At 60.3% G+C, this 24,259-nt stretch carries 18 protein-coding genes; 13 read left to right on the forward strand and 5 right to left on the reverse strand.

Translation table 11 applies throughout. From position 1 onward, the window contains the following. Positions 1 to 60: 60 nt before the first annotated feature. Together AC1RPZ_RS02720 and AC1RPZ_RS02725 are read right to left on the reverse strand one after the other, a co-directional pair. Positions 61 to 1,344 carry a Zn-dependent hydrolase gene (locus AC1RPZ_RS02720; protein WP_493134557.1) on the reverse strand — a complete coding sequence of 428 codons (1,284 nt, stop codon included), beginning with the start codon at positions 1,342 to 1,344 and terminating at the stop codon, positions 61 to 63. A 153-nt stretch (positions 1,345 to 1,497) separates the two neighbouring features. Further along, positions 1,498 to 2,982: an NCS1 family nucleobase:cation symporter-1 gene (locus AC1RPZ_RS02725; RefSeq protein ID WP_493134559.1), complete on the reverse strand. Its 1,485-nt coding sequence runs from the start codon at positions 2,980 to 2,982 to the stop codon at positions 1,498 to 1,500. A gap of 622 nt (positions 2,983 to 3,604) precedes the next feature. Here AC1RPZ_RS02725 and hydA point away from each other — a divergent pair. The 3 genes from hydA (at position 3,605) to preA (ending at position 7,839) form a co-directional block, all read left to right on the forward strand. Beyond that, complete coding sequence (gene hydA, locus AC1RPZ_RS02730) at positions 3,605 to 5,044, forward strand: dihydropyrimidinase (RefSeq protein WP_493134561.1); 1,440 nt, start codon at positions 3,605 to 3,607, stop codon at positions 5,042 to 5,044. A 152-nt stretch (positions 5,045 to 5,196) separates the two neighbouring features. Beyond that, entirely contained in the window at positions 5,197 to 6,564 is a 1,368-nt protein-coding gene (locus tag AC1RPZ_RS02735; RefSeq protein WP_493134563.1) for an NAD(P)-dependent oxidoreductase, read from the forward strand. Continuing rightward, entirely contained in the window at positions 6,565 to 7,839 is a 1,275-nt protein-coding gene (preA, locus tag AC1RPZ_RS02740) for an NAD-dependent dihydropyrimidine dehydrogenase subunit PreA (RefSeq protein WP_493134565.1), read from the forward strand. Positions 7,840 to 7,978: 139 nt separating this feature from the next. Here the strand turns inward: preA and AC1RPZ_RS02745 are convergent, their stop codons facing one another. Continuing rightward, a complete protein-coding gene (locus tag AC1RPZ_RS02745) occupies positions 7,979 to 8,599 on the reverse strand; it encodes a TetR/AcrR family transcriptional regulator (protein ID WP_493134567.1) in 621 nt (206 codons plus the stop codon). Positions 8,600 to 8,724: 125 nt separating this feature from the next. Between AC1RPZ_RS02745 and copC the strand changes: the two genes are divergently transcribed. Together copC and copD are read left to right on the forward strand one after the other, a co-directional pair. Next, on the forward strand, positions 8,725 to 9,090 hold the full coding sequence (copC, locus tag AC1RPZ_RS02750) for a copper homeostasis periplasmic binding protein CopC (protein WP_493134570.1): 366 nt from the start codon (positions 8,725 to 8,727) through the stop codon (positions 9,088 to 9,090). 3 nt (positions 9,091 to 9,093) lie between these two features. Then, positions 9,094 to 9,972 (forward strand): copper homeostasis membrane protein CopD, encoded by an 879-nt coding sequence (gene copD / locus AC1RPZ_RS02755; RefSeq protein WP_493134575.1) that lies wholly within the window; start codon positions 9,094 to 9,096, stop codon positions 9,970 to 9,972. Between the two features lie 15 nt (positions 9,973 to 9,987). Here the strand turns inward: copD and AC1RPZ_RS02760 are convergent, their stop codons facing one another. Continuing rightward, a complete protein-coding gene (locus AC1RPZ_RS02760; RefSeq protein ID WP_493134577.1) occupies positions 9,988 to 10,788 on the reverse strand; it encodes a sulfite exporter TauE/SafE family protein in 801 nt (266 codons plus the stop codon). Between the two features lie 162 nt (positions 10,789 to 10,950). On the opposite strand from AC1RPZ_RS02760, the gene AC1RPZ_RS02765 reads away from it, so the two are divergent. Next, entirely contained in the window at positions 10,951 to 11,814 is an 864-nt protein-coding gene (locus AC1RPZ_RS02765; RefSeq protein WP_493134579.1) for an MBL fold metallo-hydrolase, read from the forward strand. 369 nt (positions 11,815 to 12,183) lie between these two features. Here the strand turns inward: AC1RPZ_RS02765 and AC1RPZ_RS02770 are convergent, their stop codons facing one another. Then, positions 12,184 to 12,372, reverse strand: a complete 189-nt coding sequence (locus AC1RPZ_RS02770) for a hypothetical protein (RefSeq protein WP_493134581.1) — start codon at positions 12,370 to 12,372, stop codon at positions 12,184 to 12,186. Between AC1RPZ_RS02770 and glgA the strand changes: the two genes are divergently transcribed. From glgA to AC1RPZ_RS02805, 7 genes are all read left to right on the forward strand, one after another. Continuing rightward, positions 12,371 to 13,939: a glycogen synthase GlgA gene (glgA, locus tag AC1RPZ_RS02775; RefSeq protein ID WP_493134583.1), complete on the forward strand. Its 1,569-nt coding sequence runs from the start codon at positions 12,371 to 12,373 to the stop codon at positions 13,937 to 13,939. The two genes, AC1RPZ_RS02770 and glgA, sit on opposite strands and share 2 nt — an antisense overlap. Positions 13,940 to 13,952: 13 nt before the next feature. Continuing rightward, positions 13,953 to 15,758 carry a malto-oligosyltrehalose trehalohydrolase gene (gene treZ, locus AC1RPZ_RS02780; RefSeq protein ID WP_493134585.1) on the forward strand — a complete coding sequence of 602 codons (1,806 nt, stop codon included), beginning with the start codon at positions 13,953 to 13,955 and terminating at the stop codon, positions 15,756 to 15,758. Further along, positions 15,755 to 17,836 (forward strand): 4-alpha-glucanotransferase, encoded by a 2,082-nt coding sequence (malQ, locus tag AC1RPZ_RS02785; RefSeq protein WP_493134587.1) that lies wholly within the window; start codon positions 15,755 to 15,757, stop codon positions 17,834 to 17,836. The genes treZ and malQ overlap by 4 nt, the downstream gene beginning before the upstream one ends. After that, complete coding sequence (locus AC1RPZ_RS02790) at positions 17,833 to 20,619, forward strand: malto-oligosyltrehalose synthase (protein WP_493134591.1); 2,787 nt, start codon at positions 17,833 to 17,835, stop codon at positions 20,617 to 20,619. Before malQ ends, AC1RPZ_RS02790 begins: the two co-directional genes overlap by 4 nt. Before the next feature lie 21 nt (positions 20,620 to 20,640). After that, positions 20,641 to 20,955 carry a DUF2934 domain-containing protein gene (locus AC1RPZ_RS02795; RefSeq protein ID WP_493134594.1) on the forward strand — a complete coding sequence of 105 codons (315 nt, stop codon included), beginning with the start codon at positions 20,641 to 20,643 and terminating at the stop codon, positions 20,953 to 20,955. 122 nt (positions 20,956 to 21,077) lie between these two features. After that, a complete protein-coding gene (gene glgX, locus AC1RPZ_RS02800; protein ID WP_493134596.1) occupies positions 21,078 to 23,237 on the forward strand; it encodes a glycogen debranching protein GlgX in 2,160 nt (719 codons plus the stop codon). A 232-nt stretch (positions 23,238 to 23,469) separates the two neighbouring features. After that, positions 23,470 to 24,228, forward strand: a complete 759-nt coding sequence (locus tag AC1RPZ_RS02805; protein ID WP_493134598.1) for a PIG-L deacetylase family protein — start codon at positions 23,470 to 23,472, stop codon at positions 24,226 to 24,228. Positions 24,229 to 24,259: the final 31 nt, after the last annotated feature.

Here is a 24,259-nt window from a genome sequence, read left to right on the forward strand (position 1 = left end):
GGGCCTCTGGACCTGGGGGATAACGTGCACTGATGCAGCCCACCGGTGCACGTCGGTCTTTCAGGCCGCCAACTCACCACTGGCAATCGCCGCCGAAGCCGCCAGCATCGCCCGCAACAACACCGCGCAACCGGCTGCCAGGTCATCCGGTGTGGCGTTTTCGATTTCGTTGTGGCTAATGCCGCCCTCGCAGGGGACGAAGATCATTCCGGCCGGCCCCAGCTCGGCGAGGAAAATCGCGTCATGCCCTGCCCCGCTGACGATGTCCATGTGTGACAACCCAAGACCTTGCGCCGCACCACGCACTGCCTCGATGCAGCCCTTGTCGAAATACAGCGGTGGGAAGTCGGCGGTCGGGGTCAGTTCGAAGCTCAGACCGTGCTCATCGCAGGTGCTGTCGATCACCTGCCGCACCTCGGCGATCATCGAGTCCAGTCGCGCCGGCTCCAGATGACGGAAGTCCAGGGTCATGCGCACTTCGCCGGGGATGACGTTGCGCGAGCCCGGATAGGCTTGCAGGCAACCGACGGTGCCACAGGCGTGAGGTTGGTGACCCAGGGCGGTGCGGTTCACCGCGGCGACAACGGCGGCAGCGCCGACCAATGCATCCTTGCGCAAATGCATCGGAGTTGGTCCGGCGTGAGCCTCGACGCCGCGCAGTTTCAGGTCGAACCACTTCTGCCCCAACGCGCCCATCACCACGCCAATGGTTTTGCTCTCGTCTTCCAGAATCGGGCCTTGCTCGATATGCGCTTCAAAGTAGGCACCGACTGCGTGGCCACTGACCTTGCGCGGACCGGCATAGCCGATGGCATTCAACGCCTCACCCACGGTCACCCCGCTGGCGTCGGTCTTGGCCAGAGTTTCTTCGAGGGTGAATTTTTCGGCAAACACCCCGGAGCCCATCATGCACGGGGCGAAACGCGAGCCTTCTTCGTTGGTCCAGACCACCACTTCCAGCGGCGCCTCGGTTTCCACGCCCAGATCGTTGAGGGTACGCAGTACTTCGACCCCGGCCAGTACGCCGAAACAGCCGTCGAACTTGCCGCCGGTGGGTTGGGTGTCGATGTGGCTGCCAGTCATCACCGGTGGCAGTTGCGGATTACGTCCGGCGCGGCGGGCGAAGATGTTGCCGACGGCGTCGACGCTCACCGTGCAGCCCGCCTCCTCGCACCACCTGACAAAAATGTCGCGGGCCTGGCGGTCAAGATCGGTCAGCGCCAGGCGACAGACGCCGCCCTTGACCGTGGCGCCGAGCTTGGCCAACTCCATGAGCGACTGCCAGAGGCGGTCGCGGTTGATGTGCTGATGGCTGGACTGCAGAACGTCTACGGCTGCGTTCATGGTGATCTCCTTCAGACTAATTTTTATGGGTTTCTTCAGGCAATTCCTTGGTGTATTTGAGGCCGTCATCGCGAGCAAGCTCGCTCCCACAGTGGATCTCCAGTGTTCACAAAACCCATGTGGGAGCGAGCTTGCTCGCGATGAGGCCATCCCTCACACCGCAGATTTCGCAACAGACGGACTTGTTCGCATCGAACACAAACCGTAGTACATCAAACCGCCAAGAGCCGAGCCGGTGAACCAGCCGTAGCTGTAGAACCAGCTGAAGGCATCGCTGCCCAGCGACAGTAAGGTCAACACCACCGGCACGCCGAAGGCGATGAAGCCGTTCCAGTTCCACGCCGGGTACACGTCATCGCGGTACAGACCCGCCAGATCCAGCTGTTGTTTCTTGATCAGGAAATAGTCCACCACCATGATCCCGGCAATCGGCCCGAGCAGGCTCGAATAGCCGAGCAACCAGTTGGAATAAACCGTCTCCAGGCTGACATCGGAGATGATCAGCCCCAGCTTCTTCAGCAGTTCGTGGCCCATCAGCGCCAGTCCTACCAGACCGGTCAGCATCACCGCTTTGGTGCGGTTGATGAGTTTGGGCGCGAGGTTCTGAAAGTCGTTGGTCGGCGACACGATGTTGGCTGCGGTGTTGGTCGACAGCGTGGCGATGATGATCAGCGCCATGGCGACCGCCACCCAGACCGGACTCTGAATGTGCCCGATCAGGCTGACCGGATCAGACACGGTTACGCCCACCAGTTTCGCTGACGCAGCGGTCATCACCACCCCCAGCGAGGCGAACAGGAACATGGTCAGCGGCAAGCCGAAAATCTGCCCGAGGATCTGGTCCTTCTGGCTTTTGGCGTAACGGCTGAAGTCCGGAATGTTCAGCGACAAGGTCGCCCAGAACCCGACCATCGCGGTCAGCCCGGCAAGGAAGTAACTGGTCACGCTGGCGCCTTCAGGACGTTTGGCCGGGATTGCCAGCAACTCGGTCAGCGACACATTCGGCATGGCCCACACCAGCAGGCCCAGCCCCACCAGCACCAATAGCGGTGCCGAAAGCGTTTCCAGCCATTTGATCGACTCGGCCCCGCGCAGTACCACCCATAGGTTCAGCGCCCAGAACATCATGAAACCGATTACTTCACCGGTGCCCCCAAGGGATTTCCAACCGTCGAAAATCGAGCCGAGGAACAGGTGAATCGCCAGCCCGCCAAACATCGTCTGGATACCGAACCAGCCGCAAGCCACCAGCGCACGGATCAGGCACGGCACGTTGGAGCCGATCACCCCAAAGGATGAACGCAGCAATACCGGAAACGGAATGCCGTACTTGGTGCCTGCGAAGGCGTTCAGGGTCAGCGGAATCAGCACAATGACGTTGGCCAGCAGAATCGCCAGCAGTGCCTCACCTACGGTCAGGCCGAAGTACGCAGTGAGCACCCCGCCGAGGGTGTAGGTCGGCACGCAAACCGACATGCCGATCCACAGTGCGGTGATGTGCCATTTGTTCCAGGTTCGTTCGTGCACCTTGGTCGGCGCAATGTCGTGGTTGTACCGGGGACTGTCGAGGACGTCGCTGCCGGCGTCCAGTTCGTACAACCCTTCGCGCTCGGTGACGTGCGATCTGTTCTGTTGCATGGCCGCTCCACTGTTCTTTTGATTATTTTGCTCATCAGGCTGGCCAGCGGTTGGACCGCGAGCCGGACGATGGCCGGAGAACTGACGACTTTTACCGACCGGCCAAGGTGTCAGCAGCGGCAATCAATAAGCATGCCGGACGGTCTGCCGACGACCTGGGTGCATCAGTAAAATCCATGTAAGCAACTGATGTTCATCAGTTTTATTTAAACAACTATCGAGTCCGCGAATACGTGCTTGGGCACTCAGGCAAAATGCCCGGCAAGTTGTCCGAACCGTCCGGACTCAATCTGGTGCGTTACATTTATTTTGTATTTTTTCTGTCAGCCACAGGCGCACCTCAAATAGCTGATTTCACATAGGAAATCTTGACCATATTTCGATCCTGTCAAGTGCGTCAAAATGGTGAGGGGCCTCACCATTTTGGTGATCTGTAGTTTTATTCGTTTAATTTCAATACGTTAATTAAGTCATAAGCTTATAAAAAATATTCTTGCCCAATCCAATATCTCCAGCTAGCGTCTATTCCTGACAGCGCTGACAGGAATAAAACTTCCTTAGCCTGCTACATATAAAACACTTAGAACCGGCACAAGCAGGTTTTGCCTGCGAGGAACTCGGAATGTCTCTGTTGATCCGTGGCGCCACCGTTATTACCCATGATGAAAGTTATCGCGCTGATGTCTTGTGCGCCGACGGCGTGATCAAAGCCATTGGCAATAACCTCGATACTCCCGCAGGCTGCGAAGTGCTCGACGGCAGCGGCCAATACCTGATGCCCGGCGGCATCGACCCGCACACGCACATGCAACTGCCCTTCATGGGCACCGTGGCCAGCGAAGATTTTTTCAGCGGTACGGCGGCAGGTCTGGCCGGCGGCACCACCTCGATCATCGACTTTGTCATTCCCAATCCGCAGCAGTCGCTACTGGAAGCCTTCCATCAATGGCGCGGCTGGGCCGAGAAATCAGCCTCAGACTACGGTTTTCACGTCGCCATCACCTGGTGGAGCGAACAGGTTCGCGAAGAAATGGCCGAGCTGGTACGCCTGCACGGGGTCAACAGCTTCAAGCATTTCATGGCATACAAAAACGCGATCATGGCGGCTGACGACACGCTGGTCGCGAGTTTCGAGCGCTGTCTGGAACTCGGCGCAGTGCCGACCGTACATGCGGAAAACGGCGAACTGGTTTATCACCTGCAACGCAAGCTGATGGCCCAAGGCATCACCGGCCCTGAAGCGCACCCGCTGTCGCGGCCCTCCCAGGTTGAAGGTGAGGCCGCGAGCCGGGCGATCCGTATCGCTGAAACCCTTGGCACGCCGCTGTACCTGGTTCACGTTTCGACCCGCGAGGCGCTGGATGAAATCACCTATGCCCGCAGCAAGGGCCAACCGGTCTACGGCGAAGTGCTGGCCGGGCATTTACTGCTGGACGACAGCGTTTACCAACATCCGGACTGGCAAACCGCTGCCGGTTACGTGATGAGTCCGCCCTTCCGTCCGCGCGGCCATCAGGAAGCCCTTTGGCATGGTCTGCAATCGGGCAACCTGCACACCACCGCCACCGACCACTGCTGTTTCTGTGCTGAGCAGAAAGCCGCGGGCCGTGACGACTTCAGCAAGATCCCCAACGGCACGGCCGGCATCGAAGATCGCATGGCGGTGCTCTGGGATGAAGGGGTCAACACCGGGCGCCTGTCGATGCAGGATTTCGTCGCGCTGACCTCCACCAACACTGCAAAAATCTTCAACCTCTACCCGCGCAAAGGTTCGATCCGGGTCGGCGCCGATGCCGACCTGGTGCTGTGGGACCCGCAAGGTACACGCACCCTCTCTGCCAAGACCCATCACCAAAACGTCGACTTCAATATTTTTGAAGGCAAGACCGTGCGCGGCGTGCCCAGCCATACCATCAGCCAGGGAAAATTGGTCTGGGCCGACGGCGACCTGCGCGCCGAACGGGGGACCGGGCGCTACATCGAACGCCCGGCTTATCCGGCGGTGTTCGACCTGCTGAGCAAACGCGCTGAGTTGCACAGGCCGACTGCTGTCAAACGCTGAAAGCGGCCTTCGGCCTATCGCGAGCAAGCTCGCTCCCACATTTGAAATGCATTCCCTTGTGGGAGCGAGCTTGCTCGCGATGGCGTCATCACTAACTACAAAAAACAATGCCCATCAGAGGCAATACCTCAAATAACCGTGAGGCCAACACTGTGATCAAGACCCTGAACCACCTCCCGCATCCTACTGAGGATGCGGTCACCCTCGCCGGCCACTTCACCGACCTGGCGCCGCCGCTCAACGACCGTCAGGCGCATCTGGAAGCCTCGCGCTGCCTGTATTGCTACGACGCGCCCTGCGTCAACGCGTGCCCGAGCGAGATCGATATCCCGTCGTTCATTCGCAACATCCATCAAGAGAACGTCCAGGGCGCCGCGCAAACAATTCTCTCGGCAAACATCCTGGGCGGTAGTTGCGCCCGGGTCTGTCCGACAGAAATCCTCTGCCAGCATGCCTGCGTGCGCAACAACGCCGAGGAATGCGCGCCGGTGTTGATCGGTCTGTTGCAGCGCTACGCCATCGACAACGCGCACTTCACGGAGCACCCGTTCAAACGCGCGGCGGCCACCGGTAAACGGATTGCCGTGGTCGGTGCCGGGCCTGCCGGTTTGTCCTGTGCGCACCGCAGCGCCATGCACGGCCACGAGGTGGTGATTTTCGAAGCTCGCGAAAAAGCCGGCGGTCTCAACGAATACGGGATCGCCAAATACAAACTGGTGGATGACTTTGCTCAGCACGAGCTGGATTTCCTGCTGGAAATCGGCGGCATCGAAATCCGCCATGGGCAAAAACTCGGTGAGAACCTGAGCCTCAGCGAACTGCATCAGCAGTTCGACGCAGTATTCCTCGGCCTCGGTCTTGCCGCCAGCAAACACCTGGGGCTGGCCGACGAAGACGCTCCAGGGCTACTGGCCGCCACCGATTACATCCGCGAACTGCGCCAGGCCGATGACCTGACACAACTGCCGCTGGCCGATCATTGCATCGTCCTCGGCGCCGGCAACACGGCAATCGACATGGCCGTGCAAATGGCCCGCCTCGGTGCACACGACGTCAATCTGGTGTATCGCCGGGGTCTTGAGGACATGGGCGCGACGGGACATGAGCAGGACATCGCCAAGGCCAATCAGGTACGGCTGATGACCTGGGCGCAACCGCAGGAAGTCCTGCTCGACGATAAAGGCCAGGTGCGCGGCATGCGTTTCGCCCGCACACGTATGGAAAACGGCCGACTGATCAACACTGGGGAAACTTTCGAGCTGGCCGCCGATGCGATCTTCAAAGCCATCGGCCAGCGCTTCGACGACAGCGCACTGAGTGATCCGCTGGCCCGCGAGCTGAAACGCGAGGGCGAACGGATTCAGGTAGACGAACAGATGCGTACCAGCATCCCCGGCGTGTATGCCGGTGGCGATTGCACCAGTCTCGATCAGGACCTCACCGTGCAGGCCGTGCAGCACGGCAAACTCGCGGCGCAAGCGATCCATGCCCAACTCATGCTCAACGTGGAGGCTGCGTAAATGGCCGATCTCTCGATTGTCTTCGCCGGCATCAAAGCCCCCAACCCGTTCTGGCTGGCCTCCGCGCCGCCCACTGACAAGGCCTACAACGTGGTCCGCGCGTTCGAGGCCGGCTGGGGTGGCGTGGTCTGGAAAACCCTGGGGGAAGACCCGGCGGCGGTCAACGTCTCATCGCGTTACTCCGCGCACTTTGGTGCTAACCGTGAGGTCATGGGCATCAACAACATCGAGCTGATTACCGACCGCTCGCTGGAAATCAATCTGCGGGAAATCACCCAGGTCAAAAAGGACTGGCCGGATCGCGCTCTGATCGTGTCGCTGATGGTGCCCTGCGTCGAGGAATCCTGGAAAAACATCCTGCCGCTGGTAGAAGCCACCGGCGCCGATGGTATCGAGCTGAACTTCGGTTGCCCACACGGCATGCCGGAACGGGGCATGGGTGCGGCAGTCGGCCAGGTGCCGGAATACGTCGAGCAGGTCACCCGTTGGTGCAAGACCTATTGCTCACTGCCGGTGATCGTCAAACTGACGCCGAACATCACCGACATCCGCGTCGCTGCTCGAGCGGCCTACCGTGGCGGTGCCGATGCGGTGTCGCTGATCAACACCATCAACTCGATCACCAGCATTGACCTGGATCGCATGGTTGCGCATCCGATGGTTGGCAGCCAGAGCACCCACGGCGGCTACTGCGGTTCAGCGGTCAAACCGATTGCCTTGAACATGGTCGCCGAAATCGCCCGCGACCCGCAGACCCAAGGCTTGCCCATCTGTGGCATCGGCGGTATCGGCAGTTGGCGTGACGCGGCGGAATTCATGGCCCTGGGCAGTGGCGCGGTGCAGGTGTGCACGGCAGCAATGCTGCATGGCTTTCGGATCGTCGAGGAGATGAAAGACGGATTGTCACGCTGGATGGACAGCCAAGGTTACTCAAGCGTGCAGGATTTTTCCGGGCGTGCAGTGGGCAATACCACGGACTGGAAGTACCTGGACATCAACTATCAAGTGATCGCCAAGATCGACCAGCAGGCCTGCATTGGCTGCGGCCGTTGTCACATCGCCTGCGAAGACACCTCGCACCAGGCCATCGCCAGCCTGAAGCAGCCGGACGGCACGCACAAATATGAAGTGATCGACGACGAGTGCGTGGGCTGCAACCTGTGCCAGATCACCTGCCCGGTGCAGGACTGCATCGAGATGGTGTCTGTCGATAACGGGAAAGCGTTTCTGGACTGGAACCATGATCCGAGGAATCCGTATCACGTCGCCAGTTAAGATTCGCGTCGCTTGATCAGACGCCATCGCGAGCAAGCTCGCTCCCACAGGGATCTGGTGAACGCTGGAGATCCAATGTGGGAGCAGCCGGGCGGCGTTCCGTTTGCTCGCGATGAGGCCATCAGCCGTGTAACACATCTCAAGGCTCCAACCCGATCCCCCGCAAAATCACGCTGGTCACGGTCTGCACTGCGCGCTCGAACTGCATGTCCGACAGTGCTTGATGGTCGTTGAGGATGTTGATCTGATGATCGAAGTCGGCGTAATGCTGGGTCGAGGCCCAGATCATGTACAGCAGGCTTGAAGGCTCTAGCGGCAGGATGCGTTTGTCCTCCACCCACTGGCGAATTTTCGCTTCCTTCATCTTGGCCCAGTCGTACAGGCTGGCGTCCAGCGCCTCGCCCAGGGTCGGCGCTCCGTGAATGATTTCATTGGCCCAGACTTTCGAGCCATAAGGCCGGCTGCGGGAATGGTTCATCTTGGCGCGGATGTAACTGCTGAGCACCACCCGTGGATCATCGAACATCTCGAAGCACAGCGCATCCTGCTTCCAGACTTCCAGCAAATCGAACAACACCGCGCTGTACAGTTCGGTTTTGGTGCTGAAGTAGTAATGCAGATTGGAGCGCGGCAGTTGCACTTCCTTAGCGATATCGGCCATCGTCGTACTGCCAAAGCCTTTCTCGGCGAAGACCTTCTCGGCGGCCAGCAGGATTTTCTCGACGTTACTGCGACGGATCTCGATTTTGTGATTGCCCATAAGGGCTCCCTGACAGCTGCATTGACCAAGACTAGCATTCGCCACCTACGAAACGAAACGTCGTACAGCACGGGAGGCAAAGGTAAACTGACGCCTCTTCCAATCTGCCTGATAGGTGCTGACCGATGTTGCTCAAAAAAGCCCTGACTGTGACGGCCTTGCTCGGCTCGCTGTTCGCCGCGTCCTCGGTGTTTGCTCACGCTCACCTGAAAAGCTCGACACCGGCCGCCGACAGCAGCGTTGCCGCACCTGCCGAGTTGCGCCTGGTGTTCTCCGAAGGGGTAGAAGCCAGTTTCACCAAAGTCGATATCAGCAAGGATGGCGTAGCCGTTGCCGTGAAAAGCATCGCCACCGAAAGCGCCGATAAAAAGACCCTGGTCGTCACCCCCACTGCATCTCTGACCGCCGGTGAATACAAGGTCGAATGGCATGCGGTGTCGGTCGACACTCACAAAAGCGATGGCAAGTACAGTTTCAAGGTGAGTCAGTAACAGATGTCGAACGCGCTGGTCCTGTGCCGCTTCCTGCATTTTGCCGTCGTGCTGATGCTGTTTGGGGCCTGTATCTTCAGACCCCTGTTGTTGCGCCATGAGCCGCTGACCCAAGCACGCGCGACACTCGATCAACGCCTCGCCGGACTGAGTCGGCTGCTCGCCGGGTTCGCCTTGTTCACCGGGGTTTGCTGGCTGCTGTTGATCACCGCCAGCATGGCCGGCTCGCTGTCGGCGGCGTTCGATTGGCCGACCGTGCAATTGGTGTTGAGCAACACCTTCTTCGGACAGGTCTGGCGTTGGCACCTGCTGTTCAACGGGCTGCTTGTGGTCTGCCTGCTAAGCCCGCTGAAAAACTCGTTTGCGCTGCGTATGCTTCTGAGCTGCCTGCTGCTGGTTACCCTCGCCCCGGTCGGCCACGGCGCCATGCTCGATGGCCTCAGTGGCCAGTTGCTGATCCTCAACCAAGTGATTCACCTGACCTGCGTCGGTGCCTGGCTGGGCGGGTTGATGCTGCTGGTGATGATTCTGCTGCGCCCGGCCACTTATGCTGTCGGGCCGATACTGCAACGCTTCAGCGGGGTCGGTTATGGGTTGGTGGCGGGTTTGCTGGTGACCGGTCTGATCAACGTCCGGGTGTTGACCGGGGCCTTCTTGCCGACACCACTGCTGTCCGGGTTCGCGCTGATTCTGCTGATCAAGGTGCTGTTGGTCAGCGCCATGCTTGGCCTGGCGCTGTTCAATCGCTTGAGGATCAAGAACTGCGAACAACGCCTGTCGACGTTGCGCACCAGCGTGATGCTGGAGTGGCTGCTGGGAGTGGCGGCCGTGGCGGCGGTTTCCCTGCTGGGTACGTTGCCGCCGATGGCTGCCCTTGTGTAGGCATCCGTTCAACCCTCAAGCCTTGAACAGCATGTAACCGGCCACCACCAGGCAAACGCTGGCAAACCCCATCTGCAGCATGCGGGCCGGGACCCGGGCGCACAGCCGGCGACCGATCAGCATGCCGACGATGCTGGCGACGATGAACGCCGCGCCCAAGGCATCGATGGTCACACCGGCATGAAAAGCGGCGATTACCCCAATCGCTGAAATCAAACTGATGACCATCAGGGACGTGGCGACAATGCCGCGCATCTGTACATCAGTCAGTTGCTTGAACGCCGGGACGATCAGGAATCCGCCGCCGACCCCGAGCAAGCCTGAAACCACTCCGGTCACCGCCCCCAGCGCAGCCAGGGTCGCGGTGCATTTGGCGGTCCAGGAAAAGCGTCCGGTCTGTTGATCGAGCATGCAGTTTTTCTGGCCCCAGTTGGCATGGCCATGGTCGCTCGGCCCCGGCTGCTGTTTTTCTCGCCGCAGCATCCGCCAGGCCACCATGACCATCAGCAGGCTGAAGAGGATCATCAGGATTTTTTCCGGCAACTGATGGGCGAAGTAGATGCCCACCGGGGAAAACACCGCACCCAATAAGGCAATCAACAACGCCGCGCGATATCGCACCAGCCCATGACGCAAGCCGTCAATGGCGCCGACCGCCGCTGCACTGCCCACCGCAAACAACGCCACCGGCGCTGCGTGGGTCATGCTCCAGCCCAACCCGAGTACCAGGGCCGGCACCGCAAGAATACCGCCACCGGCCCCGGTCAACCCCAGGATCAGGCCCATCACCACACCAAAGAAACTTGCCAGCAACATAAAAAACTCGTAATCCATGAAATAAGCCGGGAACGCCCGGTATCGATTGAGTAACAGGATAGAGCCCGAGCAGCTTTTTTCCTTCATTCAATTAACGCGGGGCTGGTCAGCATGGGGAAAATGAAATTACCCTCGACACTCATTCAGACAGAACCGGCCATCATGTCCGCCTTGATTGAAGCTTTTTTTGACAACGCCTCATCGACCTACACCTACGTGATCTACGAACACGACGGCAGCCCCTGCGCGATTGTCGATTCGGTGCTCGATTACCACCCGGCGTCCGGCCGAACCGACACCACTCAGGCTGACCGGGTGATTGCTTTCGTCCGTGAGCACCAGTTGCAAACCCAATGGCTGCTGGAAACCCACGCCCACGCCGATCACCTGTCCGCCGCGCCTTACCTGCGCCGTGAGCTGGGTGGCAAGATCGCCATCGGCCAGTCCATCAGCCAGGTACAAAAGGTCTTCAAAAGCCTGTTCAATCTTGAGCCGGAGTTTCGCAGCGACGGTTCGCAGTTCGACCATTTGTTCGCACCGGACGAAGAATTTGCCATCGGCAACCTCAAGGCCAAGGCGCTGCATGTGCCAGGACACACCCCGGCCGACATGGCCTATCTGATCGACGATGAATTGATTCTGGTGGGCGACACGCTGTTCATGCCTGACGTCGGCACCGCCCGCTGCGACTTTCCCGGCGGTGACGCCAATCAGCTGTTCGCCTCGATGCACAAACTGCTGGCCTTCCCCACCGACACTCGTCTCTATGTCTGTCACGACTACCCGCCAGCTGGCCGCACTTCCCAGTGCATGACCACCGTCGGCGAGCAGCGCAAAAGCAATATTCATGTGCATGACGGTATCGACGAAGCAGCCTTCGTCGAGATGCGCACCCAGCGCGATGGGGGCTTATGTATGCCGACGCTGATGCTGCCGGCGATTCAAGTGAATGTGCGAGCCGGAAACTTCCCGCCGGCGGAAGACAACGGCATTGTCTACCTGAAGATCCCGATGAATACGTTCTGACTCAACACATGACTGGCGTAGCAACGCTGGCGATGCCGCCACGACCGGATCTGCACTATCTGAGCGAGCTACCGGTGCTTTGATATAAGCCAGCAGATCGCACCAATAGAGTGCGAAAAAACGTTTACTGCGCCCCACCCTCTGGCAATCCTCTCCCTCTTTTCGTGCCATGGCTGCGAAGAACCTGCACTTCGTCGGTGCGGATCAACCTCGTAGAGCCCGTAAATCGCGACGTCAGAACCGATTGTCGAACAATTTCAAAACGTCACACACTTCGCTCTAACTTCTGACCTAGACTCCTTTTCGTGACTGGAAACCGGCCGGTCATTTTGTGGGGAAAAACTCGAAACTTTCTGCCGAAGCAACGGGTCAGGTTAAAGGTGGGGCCGCAGCACTGGTGCAATCCTTGCAACGACCACTACAGCCTTTGAGATTCAGCGCATCGACCAGCGTTTGCTGCTCCTTGCGTAGCGCTTTTGCGCCCGGCCACAGGAACTGGCCATCTGCATCACGGGTGAGATATGCCTGAAACAGATCAATAAAACGGGAGAAACACATGAATGGTGCCGCTTTAGAAATCCAGGGAGAGCGTTCTCATCAGCAAATTGGCGAGCCGACCTCGATGTCGGTTCTTGCCCCAGGTGCGAAAACGGTACTGCCCGCTCCACGTCAGAACCCGAACAAAAAGAAAGTGCTGTTTGTCACCTCGGAAATCGCCGATCTGGTGAAAACCGGTGGCCTGGGTGACGTCTCTGCAGCATTGCCGCGCGCCATGGCCCATTTGCACGACGTTCGGGTATTGATCCCCGGTTATCCGCAAGTGATGCATAGCGAAAACCCGATTCACATCATCGGTGAACTGAGTGGTCACGCCGCTTTGCCACCCTGCAACATCGGCCGCATGGACATGCCGGACGGGCTGGTCATCTACGTCTTGATCTGCCCCGAACTGTACGAACGTGAAGGCTCGCCCTACGGCGCCAACAATGGCCGCGACTGGCCAGATAACCACATTCGTTTTGCCCGTCTGGGCCTGGCCGCCGCCGACATCGCCGCCAACCTGGCACAGATTCACTGGTGCCCGGATCTGGTGCATGCCCACGACTGGCCCGCCGGCCTCGCCCCGGCCTACATGCACTGGCGTGGTCAGCGCACACCGACCCTGTTCACCATTCATAACCTCGCTTACCAAGGCGTGGTCAGCCTCGCCTCTTGCCCCGAACTGGGTATTCCCGAACATGCCTTGCAACAAGAAGGCATGGAGTTCTACGGCAAACTGTCGTTCCTCAAGGCGGGCATGGCCTATTCGAGCCATATCACCACCGTCAGCGCGACCTACGCCCAGGAAATCACCACCCCGGCCTTTGGCTGCGGTCTCGACGGTTTCCTCGCCAGCAAGACCCAGCAAGGTCTGCTCAGCGGCATCCCGAACGGCATCGACGAGAGTTGGGACGCTGCGTCCGATCCCCACCTGTTTTGCCCGTTCAGCATCGGCGACTGGGACGGCAAAGCGGTGAATGCTGCCCACGTGCGCGAACTGTTCGGCCTGAAGGACTCCAAAGGCCCGCTGTTCGCCGTGGTCTCGCGACTGGTCTACCAAAAGGGCCTGGACCTGACCGAAGCCGTGTCCGAGTTCATCGTGTCTTCGGGTGGGCAAATCGCGATCATCGGCCGTGGCGAGCCGGAAGAAGAACAAGCCATGCGCGCCCTGGCCCTGCGCTTTCCAGGACAAATCGGTGTGCGCATCGGCTTTAACGAAACCGATGCGCGGCGGATGTTCGCCGGCAGTGATTTCCTGTTGATGCCCTCACGTTATGAACCCTGCGGCTTGAGCCAGATGTATGCGCAGCGCTTTGGCTCGTTGCCGGTAGCCCGCAACACCGGCGGCCTGGCCGATACCATCGAAAATGGCGTCACCGGTTTTCTTTTCGATGAGTCCAGCGTTGCCAGCTACGAGGAAGCCTTGCGCCGGGCGTTCAAGGTGTTCGCCTTCCCGGCCCTGTTGAACGCCATGCGCTGCCGGGCCATGGCAGCGCCGTTCAACTGGTGCAAAGCGGTCGAACCCTACGCTGAACTCTATGAACAACTTGTCGCGAAGGCATTGGGTCAGTCGGTCAAGCAATAAGAGGGCTTCTTGAATGCCGTTACGGACTCTGGAAACCTGGCCCCACGGCGCCGTCATGCTGGATGCCGAGCACACCCGTTTCGCCCTGTGGGCGCCCGATGTGTTTTATGTGAGTGTCGAGCTTGAAGACGGGCAATCGCTGCCGATGCTGCCCCAGGCGGACGGCTGGTTCGTGATCGAAACCCTCTGCCCGGTCGGCACCCGCTATCGCTACAACATCGATGGCGAACGGGACGTGCCGGATCCCGCGTCCCGAGCCCAAGCCGGTGGTCCGGATTCACCGAGCGTGGTGGTTGACCCGCACGCTTACCGTTGGCAGCACCTTTTCTGGCAAGGCCGGCCCTGGCATGAAGCGGTGATCTACGAACTGCACGTTGGCGTGCTGGGCGGTTTTGCCGAGGTCGAAAAGCATCTGCCACGGCTGGCTGAACTGGGCGTTACAGCGATCGAATTGATGCCGCTGGCGCAGTTTCCCGGTGAGCGCAATTGGGGCTACGACGGCGTGCTGCCCTATGCGCCGCAGTCTTCATATGGCCCCCCTGAAGCCCTCAAGCATTTGATCGATACCGCCCACGGTCTGGGCCTCGCGGTGATCATCGACGTGGTTTACAACCACTTCGGCCCGGACGGCAATTACCTGCATCACTATGCCAAGGGCTTTTTCCGCGAAGATCTGTACACACCCTGGGGCGCAGCCATTGATTTTCGGCGTCGCGAGGTGCGCGACTTCTTCATCGACAATGCGCTGATGTGGCTGCTCGAGTACCGTTTCGACGGTTTGCGTCTGGATGCGGTGCACGCCATCGAAGATCCGGATTTCCTTCAGGAACTGGCGTCGCGGGTACGCCAGCACATCGATCCGCCACGTCATGTCTGGCTCATCGTGGAAAACGAGCACAACCAGGCCAGCCTGCTGGAACAGGGCTTCGACGCGCAGTGGAACGACGATGGGCACAATGCTCTGCACGTGCTGCTGACCGGAGAAACCGAGGCCTATTACGCTGACTTTGCCGAGCAACCCACCGATAAACTGGCCCGGTGCCTGAGCCAGGGCTTCGCCTATCAGGGCCACACCAATCGCCACGGTCATGCCCGAGGAGAACCCAGCGGGCATTTGCCACCCAGTGCCTTCGTGCTGTTTCTGCAGAACCACGACCAGATCGGCAACCGGGCCTTTGGCGAGCGCCTCCACCAGTTGACTGCGCCTCAGGCGTTGCACGCGGCGACGGTGCTTTTGTTGTTGTCGCCGATGATCCCGTTACTGTTCATGGGCGACGAATACGCCGCTGACGAACCCTTTCTATTTTTCACCAGCCACCACGGGGAGTTGGCCGAGCAGGTGCGAGAAGGTCGACGCAACGAGTTCGCGGCCTTCAGCGCCTTTGCCGATCCGCACAACCGCGAGCAGATTCCCGACCCGAATGCGTTGCACACGTTCACGGCGTCGCGCCCGACACTGATGCCATCTGAACCTGTAACAAAGCAAGCGACCCTGACGCTCTATCGACAGCTACTGCTGATCCGTCATCAACACATCATCCCGCGCCTGCCCGGCGCTCACGCTCTGGGCGCCACGGTGCTGGCAACAGGCGCGGTGAGCGCGCGCTGGCACATGGGCGACGGCAGCCTGTTGTGCATCGACCTGAACCTCAGCGCGGAGCCTGTACCCCATTCGCCACAACCCCACACCCAACTACTTTTCGACTACCCGCAACAGTCCTTCGAACACCTGCAACAAGGCACCCTCGACCCGTACTGCGCGCTTGTCAGCCTGACGGCAGCGGCACCCTTGCTACCCCCCACTGGAGAGCGCCCATGAGCGATGCGCAACTGGAAATCCTCGCCAGCCGAGCAGGCCTGGCAGTCGACTGGATCGACGCCAACGGCCGCCCACAGAAAGTCGCTCCGGCGGCGCTGCGGGCGGTCCTCAGCGGGCTCGGCCACCCGGCCGGTAGCACTCAGGAAATCGACGCCAGCCTGCTGGAACTGCAACAGAACCAACAGAACAAACACTTGCCGCCATTGATGACCGTCGACGTCGGAGCCGGGCTCGACCTTGCGCATTACTTTGCCCCCGAAACGCCCTGCGAGATTCATCTGGAAGACGGCGCAATCCTCAATCTGAAACTTGATGCCGACGCGGTACTGCCGGGATTGATCCCGGTCGGCTACCAGGAAGTCAGCATCGCCGACCAATGCTTCACGCTCGCCGTGGCCCCCTTGCAGTGTCATAGCGTGGCTGCCGCCGTTGACAGCCAGACACCCCGCGCCTGGGGCCTGAGCGTGCAGATTTATGCGTTGCGGCGCCCCGGCGACGGTGGCTTCGGCGACATGCAGGCACTGGAAAACCTCGCCCGCGTTGCCGGTGAGCGCGGCGCCGACGCGTTAGCGATCAGCCCGCTGCACGCGATGTTCAGCAACGACACGCAACGCTACAGTCCCTACTCACCCTCCAGCCGTTTGTTCCTCAACAGTCTGTACGCCTCACCGGGGGAAATTCTCGGCGAGCGCGCCTTGCGCCTGGCCATCGACGCCACCGAATTGGCCGACGAACTCAAGCAACTGGAGGACCAACCGCTGATTGACTGGCCTGCCGCCGCCAAGGCCAAGCAACAGTTGTTTCAAGCGCTGTATGAGGGGTTTTCCCGGGGCGAGCATCCCTTGCACGAAGACTTCAGCAGCTTTCGCCACTGCGGTGGCGAAGCGCTGGAAAACCATTGCCGCTTCGAGGCGCTCCAGGAAGCCTGTGTCACTCTGGGCGAAAGTCTTGACTGGCGCCTGTGGCCTGAGCACTGGCGTAACCCGCGCAGTGCCGAACTGGCGGCATTTGCCGAGCAAAATGCCGGACGCATCGGTTTCTATGCCTTTTGCCAATGGTTGATCGCCCGCAGTGTGCAACGCGCGCAAACCGTTGCCCGAAGCAGTGGCATGGGCATCGGCTTGATCGCCGACCTGGCCGTCGGTGCGGATGGCGGAGGTAGCCAGGCCTGGAGCCGTCAGGACGAATTGCTCGCGGCCCTCACCGTCGGCGCACCACCGGACATCCTCAACCGCGCGGGTCAAGGCTGGGGGATTTCTGCATTCTCTCCCGAAGGGCTGATCCGTAACGGCTTTCGCGCATTCATCGAAATGCTGCGGGCCAATTTTGCCCATGCGGGCGGTCTGCGCATCGACCATGTCATGGGCCTTCAACGGCTGTGGGTGATCCCCCTTGGCGCGCCACCGAGTGACGGCGCGTATTTGTATTACCCGGTGGACGACCTGCTGCGCTTGCTGACGCTGGAGTCCCATCGACATCAGGCGATCGTGCTCGGCGAAGACCTCGGCACCGTGCCCGATGGCCTGCGCGACAAACTCGTCGCCCGTTCGATCCTGGGTATGCGCGTGCTGCTGTTCGAGCAGGACCACGGTGCACACTTCAAACCGATTCTCGACTGGCCGGACAACGCGCTGGCCACCACCAGCACCCATGACCTGCCAACGCTCAACGGTTGGTGGCATGGCCGCGACATCGAATGGAATGTCCGGCTGGGGCTGGCCGACAGCCACGGTGAACAGCAATGGCGCGAACACCGCCAGCGCGAGCGCGAAGGCCTGCGTCGGGCCTTGAGTCAGGACCCGCAAAATTTCCGCGAGGAATCCCACGAGACCGACCAGGTGCTCGACGCCAGCGTGCGCTTCCTTGGCCATACCCGCGCGCCGTTGGTGTTGCTACCGCTGGAAGATGCGTTGGGTATCGATGAACAGGCCAACCTCCCCGGCTCCATCGACAGTCACCCGAACTGGCGTCGGCGCTTCGCCGATGAAAGTGAAGTGCTGCTGGACGATGCAGATGCCGCACGACGCCTGGAGTTGCTCGCCTGCGCACGACTTCAGGCGGCCGAGCGTGATCAATGAGCGAGGCGCAAACCCCGCCGGTCCGGGCGACGCTGCGCGTGCAGTTTCATCACCAGTTCAGCCTGGATGACGCCGTGCCGCTGGTGCCGTATTTCGCCGGCTTAGGGATCAGCCATCTGTATGCCTCGCCGCTGCTGAGCGCCCGGGCCGGTTCGATGCACGGCTACGATGTGGTCGACCCGAGCCGGGTCAATCCCGAGCTGGGTGGCGAGACAGCCCTGCGGCGATTGGTCAGTGCGTTGCGGGCACAGAACATGGGGTTGATTCTGGACATCGTGTCCAACCACATGGCCGTGGGCGGCGCCGACAATCCCTGGTGGCTGGACTTGCTCGAATGGGGGCGGCTGAGTCCCTATGGCGAATTCTTCGACATTCAATGGCACTCGCCAGACCCGCTGCTCGAAGGTCAACTATTACTGCCGTTTCTGGGCAGCGACTACGGTGTCGCCCTACAGAACGGCACACTCTCGCTGCGCTTCGATCCAGGACGGGGCAGCTTCCATGTCGAACACTATGAGCACCACTTCCCGATTTGCCCTACCGATTACGCTGAACTGCTCAAGCCTGACGACTCGCTCGACGCCGAACGGGCACTGCAACTAAAAACCCTGGCCGATCAATTCACCACCCTGCGCTACCAGACCGACGCCCATTCCCTTGCACGCCCCTTGCAGCAAGCGCTGACAATACTGACGACTAATCCGCCGATCCGGCGTTGCATCGAGCACAACCTCAGCCTTCACGACTCCCGCGAGCCCGAAGGTTTCAGCCGCCTGCACAACCTGCTCGAACGCCAGAGCTATCGCCTGGCCAGTTGGCGCACGGCGGCCGACGACATCAATTGGCGGCGATTCTTCGACGTCAATGAACTCGCCGGGTTGCGGGTCGAACGCCCGGCCGTGTTCGAGGCCACCCACGCAAAGATTTTCGAGCTGATTGCCGACGGTCTGGTGGATGGTTTGCGCATCGACCACATCGATGGACTCGCCGACCCGCGTGGTTACTGCCGCAAACTCAGACGTCGGGTGAACGCCTTGTCGCCGGCGCGACACGTGCCGATCTACGTCGAAAAAATCCTCGGTGGCGGTGAAACCCTGCGCCGCGACTGGCAGGTCGATGGCAGCACCGGCTATGAGTTCATGAATCAGTTGTCGTTGCTGCAACACGACCCGCAAGGCGCGCAGGTCCTTGGCGAACTGTGGAGCCGGCACACCGAACGGCCCGTCGCGTTCATCGAAGAAGCACAGCTGGCGCGGCAGCAGATTCTCAACGGTTCGCTGGCCGGCGACTTCGAAAGTGTCGCACAGGCCTTGCTGCAAGTGGCTCGCGATGACCTGATGAGCCGGGATTTGACCCTCGGTGCGATCCGTCGGGCATTGCAGGAATTGATCGTGCATTTCCCGGTGTACCGAACGTACATCAGCCCGTGTGGGCGCTCGGCACAAGACGAGGTGTTTTTTCAGCAAGCCATGACCGGCGCGCGCCAGACCTTGAGCGAAGCCGACTGGCCAGTGCTCGACTATCTGGCGCAGTGGCTGGGCGGGCAGCCCTGGCGCGAGCGCCCGGTGGGCCGTCAACGCAAAATCCTCAAGCACGCCTGCGTGCGCTTTCAGCAACTGACCTCGCCGGCCGCCGCCAAAGCCGTGGAGGACACTGCGCTCTATCGCTCTGGCGTGCTGTTGTCGCGTAACGATGTCGGCTTCAACGTCGAACAGTTCAGCGCCCCGCTCGCCGACTTCCACTCGGCGTGCAGCCAACGTCTCGCAGAATTTTCGGACACGCTGCTGACCACCGCCACCCATGACCACAAACGCGGTGAAGACAGTCGGGCACGTTTGGCACTGCTCAGCGAACGCAGTGCCTGGTATGCCGAACAGGTCGAAGACTGGCGAATACAGGCCGCCGCCCTGCGCAGTGATCCGTCGACACCCTCGGCCGCTGATGAACTGATGCTCTACCAGACCTTGCTCGCCAGTTGGCCGCTGGAGCTTCGTTGCGATGACCCGCCGTCGCTGATGGCCTACGCCGAACGCCTGGGACAGTGGCAGCAAAAGGTCCTGCGCGAAGCGAAACTCCAGAGCAGTTGGAGCGCACCGAATGAGCCTTATGAACAGGCCGCGCGAGCATTCCTCGAGCGCCTTCTGCTCAGTCCCGAAGGCCTGCCATTACGCGGCGCCATCGCCAGTGCTGCACAAGCGATTGCGTGCGGCGGTGCGCTCAATGGATTGGCGCAAACCTTGCTGCGTATGACGGTGCCGGGGGTGCCGGATCTGTATCAGGGCAACGAGTTTTGGGACTTCAGCCTGGTGGACCCGGACAATCGGCGAGCGGTTGATTTCAACACACGTCGGGACGCCTTAAGGAGCGTGGCGTCCCCTGAGCAGTTGTTGCACAACTGGCGTGACGGGCACATCAAGCAGGCGCTGATAGCTCGCACGTTGGCAGTACGCGCGCAGTACCCGCAGCTGTTTCGGCGGGGGAGTTACCAAGCGTTGCAGGTGGTGGGCAGCGAGGCTGAACGGGTGTTGGCTTTCGCCCGTGAACTCAACGGCCATCGGGCGATTGTGCTGGTGCCGGTGCGGGTCGCCCCGCTGCTGGAAAGCAGTGCCACACCGAAGGTGCCTGCCCTGCTCTGGGGCGACACCCGAGTCAAACTGCCGTTCACCGCCGCAGGCGAAAAGCTGAAGGGACTTTTTACAACAGGTGCAGTCACACACCACAAGGAGTTGCTGATTAGCGCCGCGCTGGGAGACTTCCCGGTCAATCTGTTTATCCAGACTTGAGTTCAACCCAGGAGCATTGCGATGAGTACCGATGACAAACGCGTTCGTGAATTTGCCTATCAGATCTGGGAGTCCGAGGGGAAACCCGAAGGCCAGGAAGCGCGCCACTGGGAGATGGCGTGCAAGCTGGCAGAGGCCGAAGCGCTGGCCCCGACCAAGCCTGCCAAGACCGCTAAAACCAACAGCGGCAAAACCAACAGCGGTAACACAGCAGCCAGCAAGCCCTCGGCGGCCAAACCCAAAACCAAGACCGCCGCCGCCAAGGTCGTGACGCCGCCAGGTGAAAAGTCCGCAGCCGCGAAAAAGCCTCGAGCACCGCGCAAGCCGGCCAATTGAGGGCGCCAGCACACTCATCCTGATTGATCGCGTGGCGAGCAGGCTCGCCACTTCGGGCTGGCTCAGCCTTGAGAAACCAGCAATGCCGGAGCCAACACCCAAGCCCAATTGCAGGAGCAATTATGACCACGCCAAAAAAAGCCGCGCCAGAACCTCATGTCGAGGTCTCGCGAATCCGTGAAGGCTTGCCCTTCCCGCTCGGTGCGACCTGGGATGGTCTGGGGGTCAACTTCGCGATATTTTCGGCTAACGCCACCAAGGTCGAACTGTGCCTGTTCGACGATGCCGGTGAAATCGAGCTCGAACGCATCGAGTTGCCGGAATACACCGACGAAATCTTTCACGGCTATTTGCCGGACGCCCATCCGGGGCTGATCTATGGCTACCGGGTTTATGGCCCTTACGACCCGCAAAACGGTCACCGCTTCAACCACCACAAACTGTTGATCGACCCTTACGCCAAGCAGTTGGTAGGTCAATTGAAGTGGTCCGAAGCCTTGTTTGGCTACACGATCGGCCACCCCGACGCCGACCTCAGTTTCGATGAGCGCGACAGTGCGCCCTTCGTGCCCAAGTGCAAGGTCATCGACCCTGCACACACCTGGGGGCACGACCATCGGATCAACGTGCCGTGGGATCGAACCATCATTTATGAGACTCACGTACGCGGCATCAGCATGCGTCACCCGTCCGTCCCGGAGGCGGTCCGCGGGACCTTCGCCGGGTTGATGGTCGATGACCTGCTGGAACACATCCGCAAACTGGGCGTGTCGTCGGTCGAGTTGCTGCCTATTCACGCCTTCGTCAATGACCAACACCTGCTGCACAAGGGCATGACCAATTACTGGGGCTACAACAGCATCGCCTTCTTCGCCCCCGACCCACGTTACCTGGCCAGTGGCAAGATCGCCGAGTTCAAGGAAATGGTTGCGCACCTGCACGAAGCCAACCTGGAAGTGATTCTCGACGTGGTCTACAACCACACCGCCGAGGGCAATGAACAAGGCCCGACCCTGTCAATGCGCGGCATCGACAATGTCTCCTACTATCGACTGAAACCCGATGACAAACGCTTCTACATCAACGACTCCGGCACCGGCAACACCCTCGACCTGAGCCATCCCTGTGTGTTGCAAATGGTCACCGATTCGCTGCGTTACTGGGCCTCGGAAATGCACGTCGACGGTTTCCGCTTCGACCTGGCGACCATCCTCGGGCGTTACCACGACGGTTTCGACGAGCGTCACAGTTTCCTCGTCGCCTGCCGTCAGGACCCGATTCTGCGTCAGGTAAAATTGATCGCCGAGCCTTGGGACATCGGCCCCGGTGGCTATCAGGTTGGCCATTTTCCGCCGGGCTGGGTCGAGTGGAACGACCGCTTCCGCGACACCGTACGCGCCTTCTGGAAAGGCGATGACGGCCAGCTCGCCGACTTCGCCGCGCGCATGACCGCATCGGGTGAGATGTTCAATCAACGCGGTCGCCGTCCCTACGCCTCCATGAACTTCGTCACTGCCCATGACGGCTTCACCTTGAATGACCTGGTCTCCTACAACGACAAGCACAACGAAGCCAACGACGAGAACAATCAGGACGGTACTCATTACAACCTGTCCTGGAATCACGGCGTTGAAGGCCCCACTGACGATCCCGAGATCAATGCGCTGCGCCAGCGGCAGATGCGCAATTTTTTCGCCACCCTGCTACTGGCCCAGGGCACGCCCATGCTGGTGGCCGGCGACGAATTTGCCCGGACCCAGTACGGCAACAACAACGCCTACTGTCAGGACAGCGAAATTGGTTGGGTCAACTGGGACTTGAGCGAAGACGGCAAGGCCTTGCTCAAATTCGTCAAACGTCTGATCAAGCTGCGCCTGACCTATCCGGTGCTGCGTCGTGGACGCTTTCTGGTGGGTAATTACAACGAGGACATTGGCGTCAAGGACGTCACCTGGCTGGCGCCGGATGGCAGCGAAATGTCCACCGAACAATGGCAGGAAGGCCACGTGCGGTGCCTGGGCATGTTGCTCGATGGTCGCGCCCAGGAAACCGGAATCCGCCGCAAAGGCGCCGACGCCACCTTGCTGCTGGTGGTCAACGCCCACCACGACATCGTCAACTTTCATCTGCCAGAAGTGCCTGACGGCGGTTTCTGGACATGCATGATCGACACCAATCAGCCATCGATTCGGGGCCAGGAGCGGTTCGATTTCAGTCACGAATACTCCGTGACCGGACGCTCGTTACTGTTGTTCGAGTTACAACATGAGGACGAAGACTGATACCGCTCACTGACAGCGATCATCGGTGCTTGAGTAAGCTCCGTGGTGAAAAAAACGCTCTTTGAAGGGGGACGGGGGCGACGAATGGTGATGTATGAGCAATACTCTGCTCGCAGCAATCCAGGGTTTGGAGCGCTGTGCCCTGCGATCATCTGGCCGCAAGGGGTCTGCGCCGGCATGTTCAGCCCGCCGCAATACGTGTGACGGCAAACCAGAACAAGGACGTATCGCCATGAAATCCACTACCCTCGTCGACAGCAGTTTGCCTGCGCAGATCTGGAACGCTGCCCGGCAACTGGACAATATTCCAGTTATCAGCACTTCTACCCTGATCCCCGCAGGCGCTCGTGCCGTGGTGATCGCCCCGCATCCGGGTGATGAAGTGGTGACCTGCGGCGGCCTGCTGCAGTTGCTCGCAACCCTCGGCCACCCTCTGCAATTGATCTCGATCACCGACGGCAGCGCCAGTCATCCAGGCTCGAACCTGTGGTCGGAGAAGCGCCTGAGCGTGTTCCGCCCTCAGGAAAGCGTCGAAGCCCTGCGCCGTCTCGGTTTGCCCATGCATAGCCTGAAATGGATTCGCGGCGGCTTTACCGACGACGCGCTGGCCGAGCGTGAACTGCAATTGACGCAATTCATTGCGCGCTACCTGCGGCCGGGTGATGTGGTGTTTACCACCTGGAGCGAGGACGGCATCATCGACCATGACACGGTAGGTCGGGCCACCGCAAAAGCCGCCCTCATGGTTGGAGCGAGTGTCAATGAAGTGCCGGTCTGGGCCTGGCACTGGCCCGCACGCGATCAGGGACTGATTCCCTGGCACCGCGCCCGCAAAATCCGCCTCGACACCTGGACCGTCGCGCGCAAGTGCCACGCCACCCATGCGTACGCCAGCCAGCTGAATGGTGAACCGGAGATCGGCATCGCGCCGAAACTGCCCAGGGTTATTCTGGCGCGGATGCGTCAACCCTATGAAATCGTTTTTGTGTGATCGTGAAAGGCGTGATGCCGTGGCCTCGTCC

It is taken from the genome of Pseudomonas sp. GW822-FHT02D10 (genome assembly GCF_058802345.1).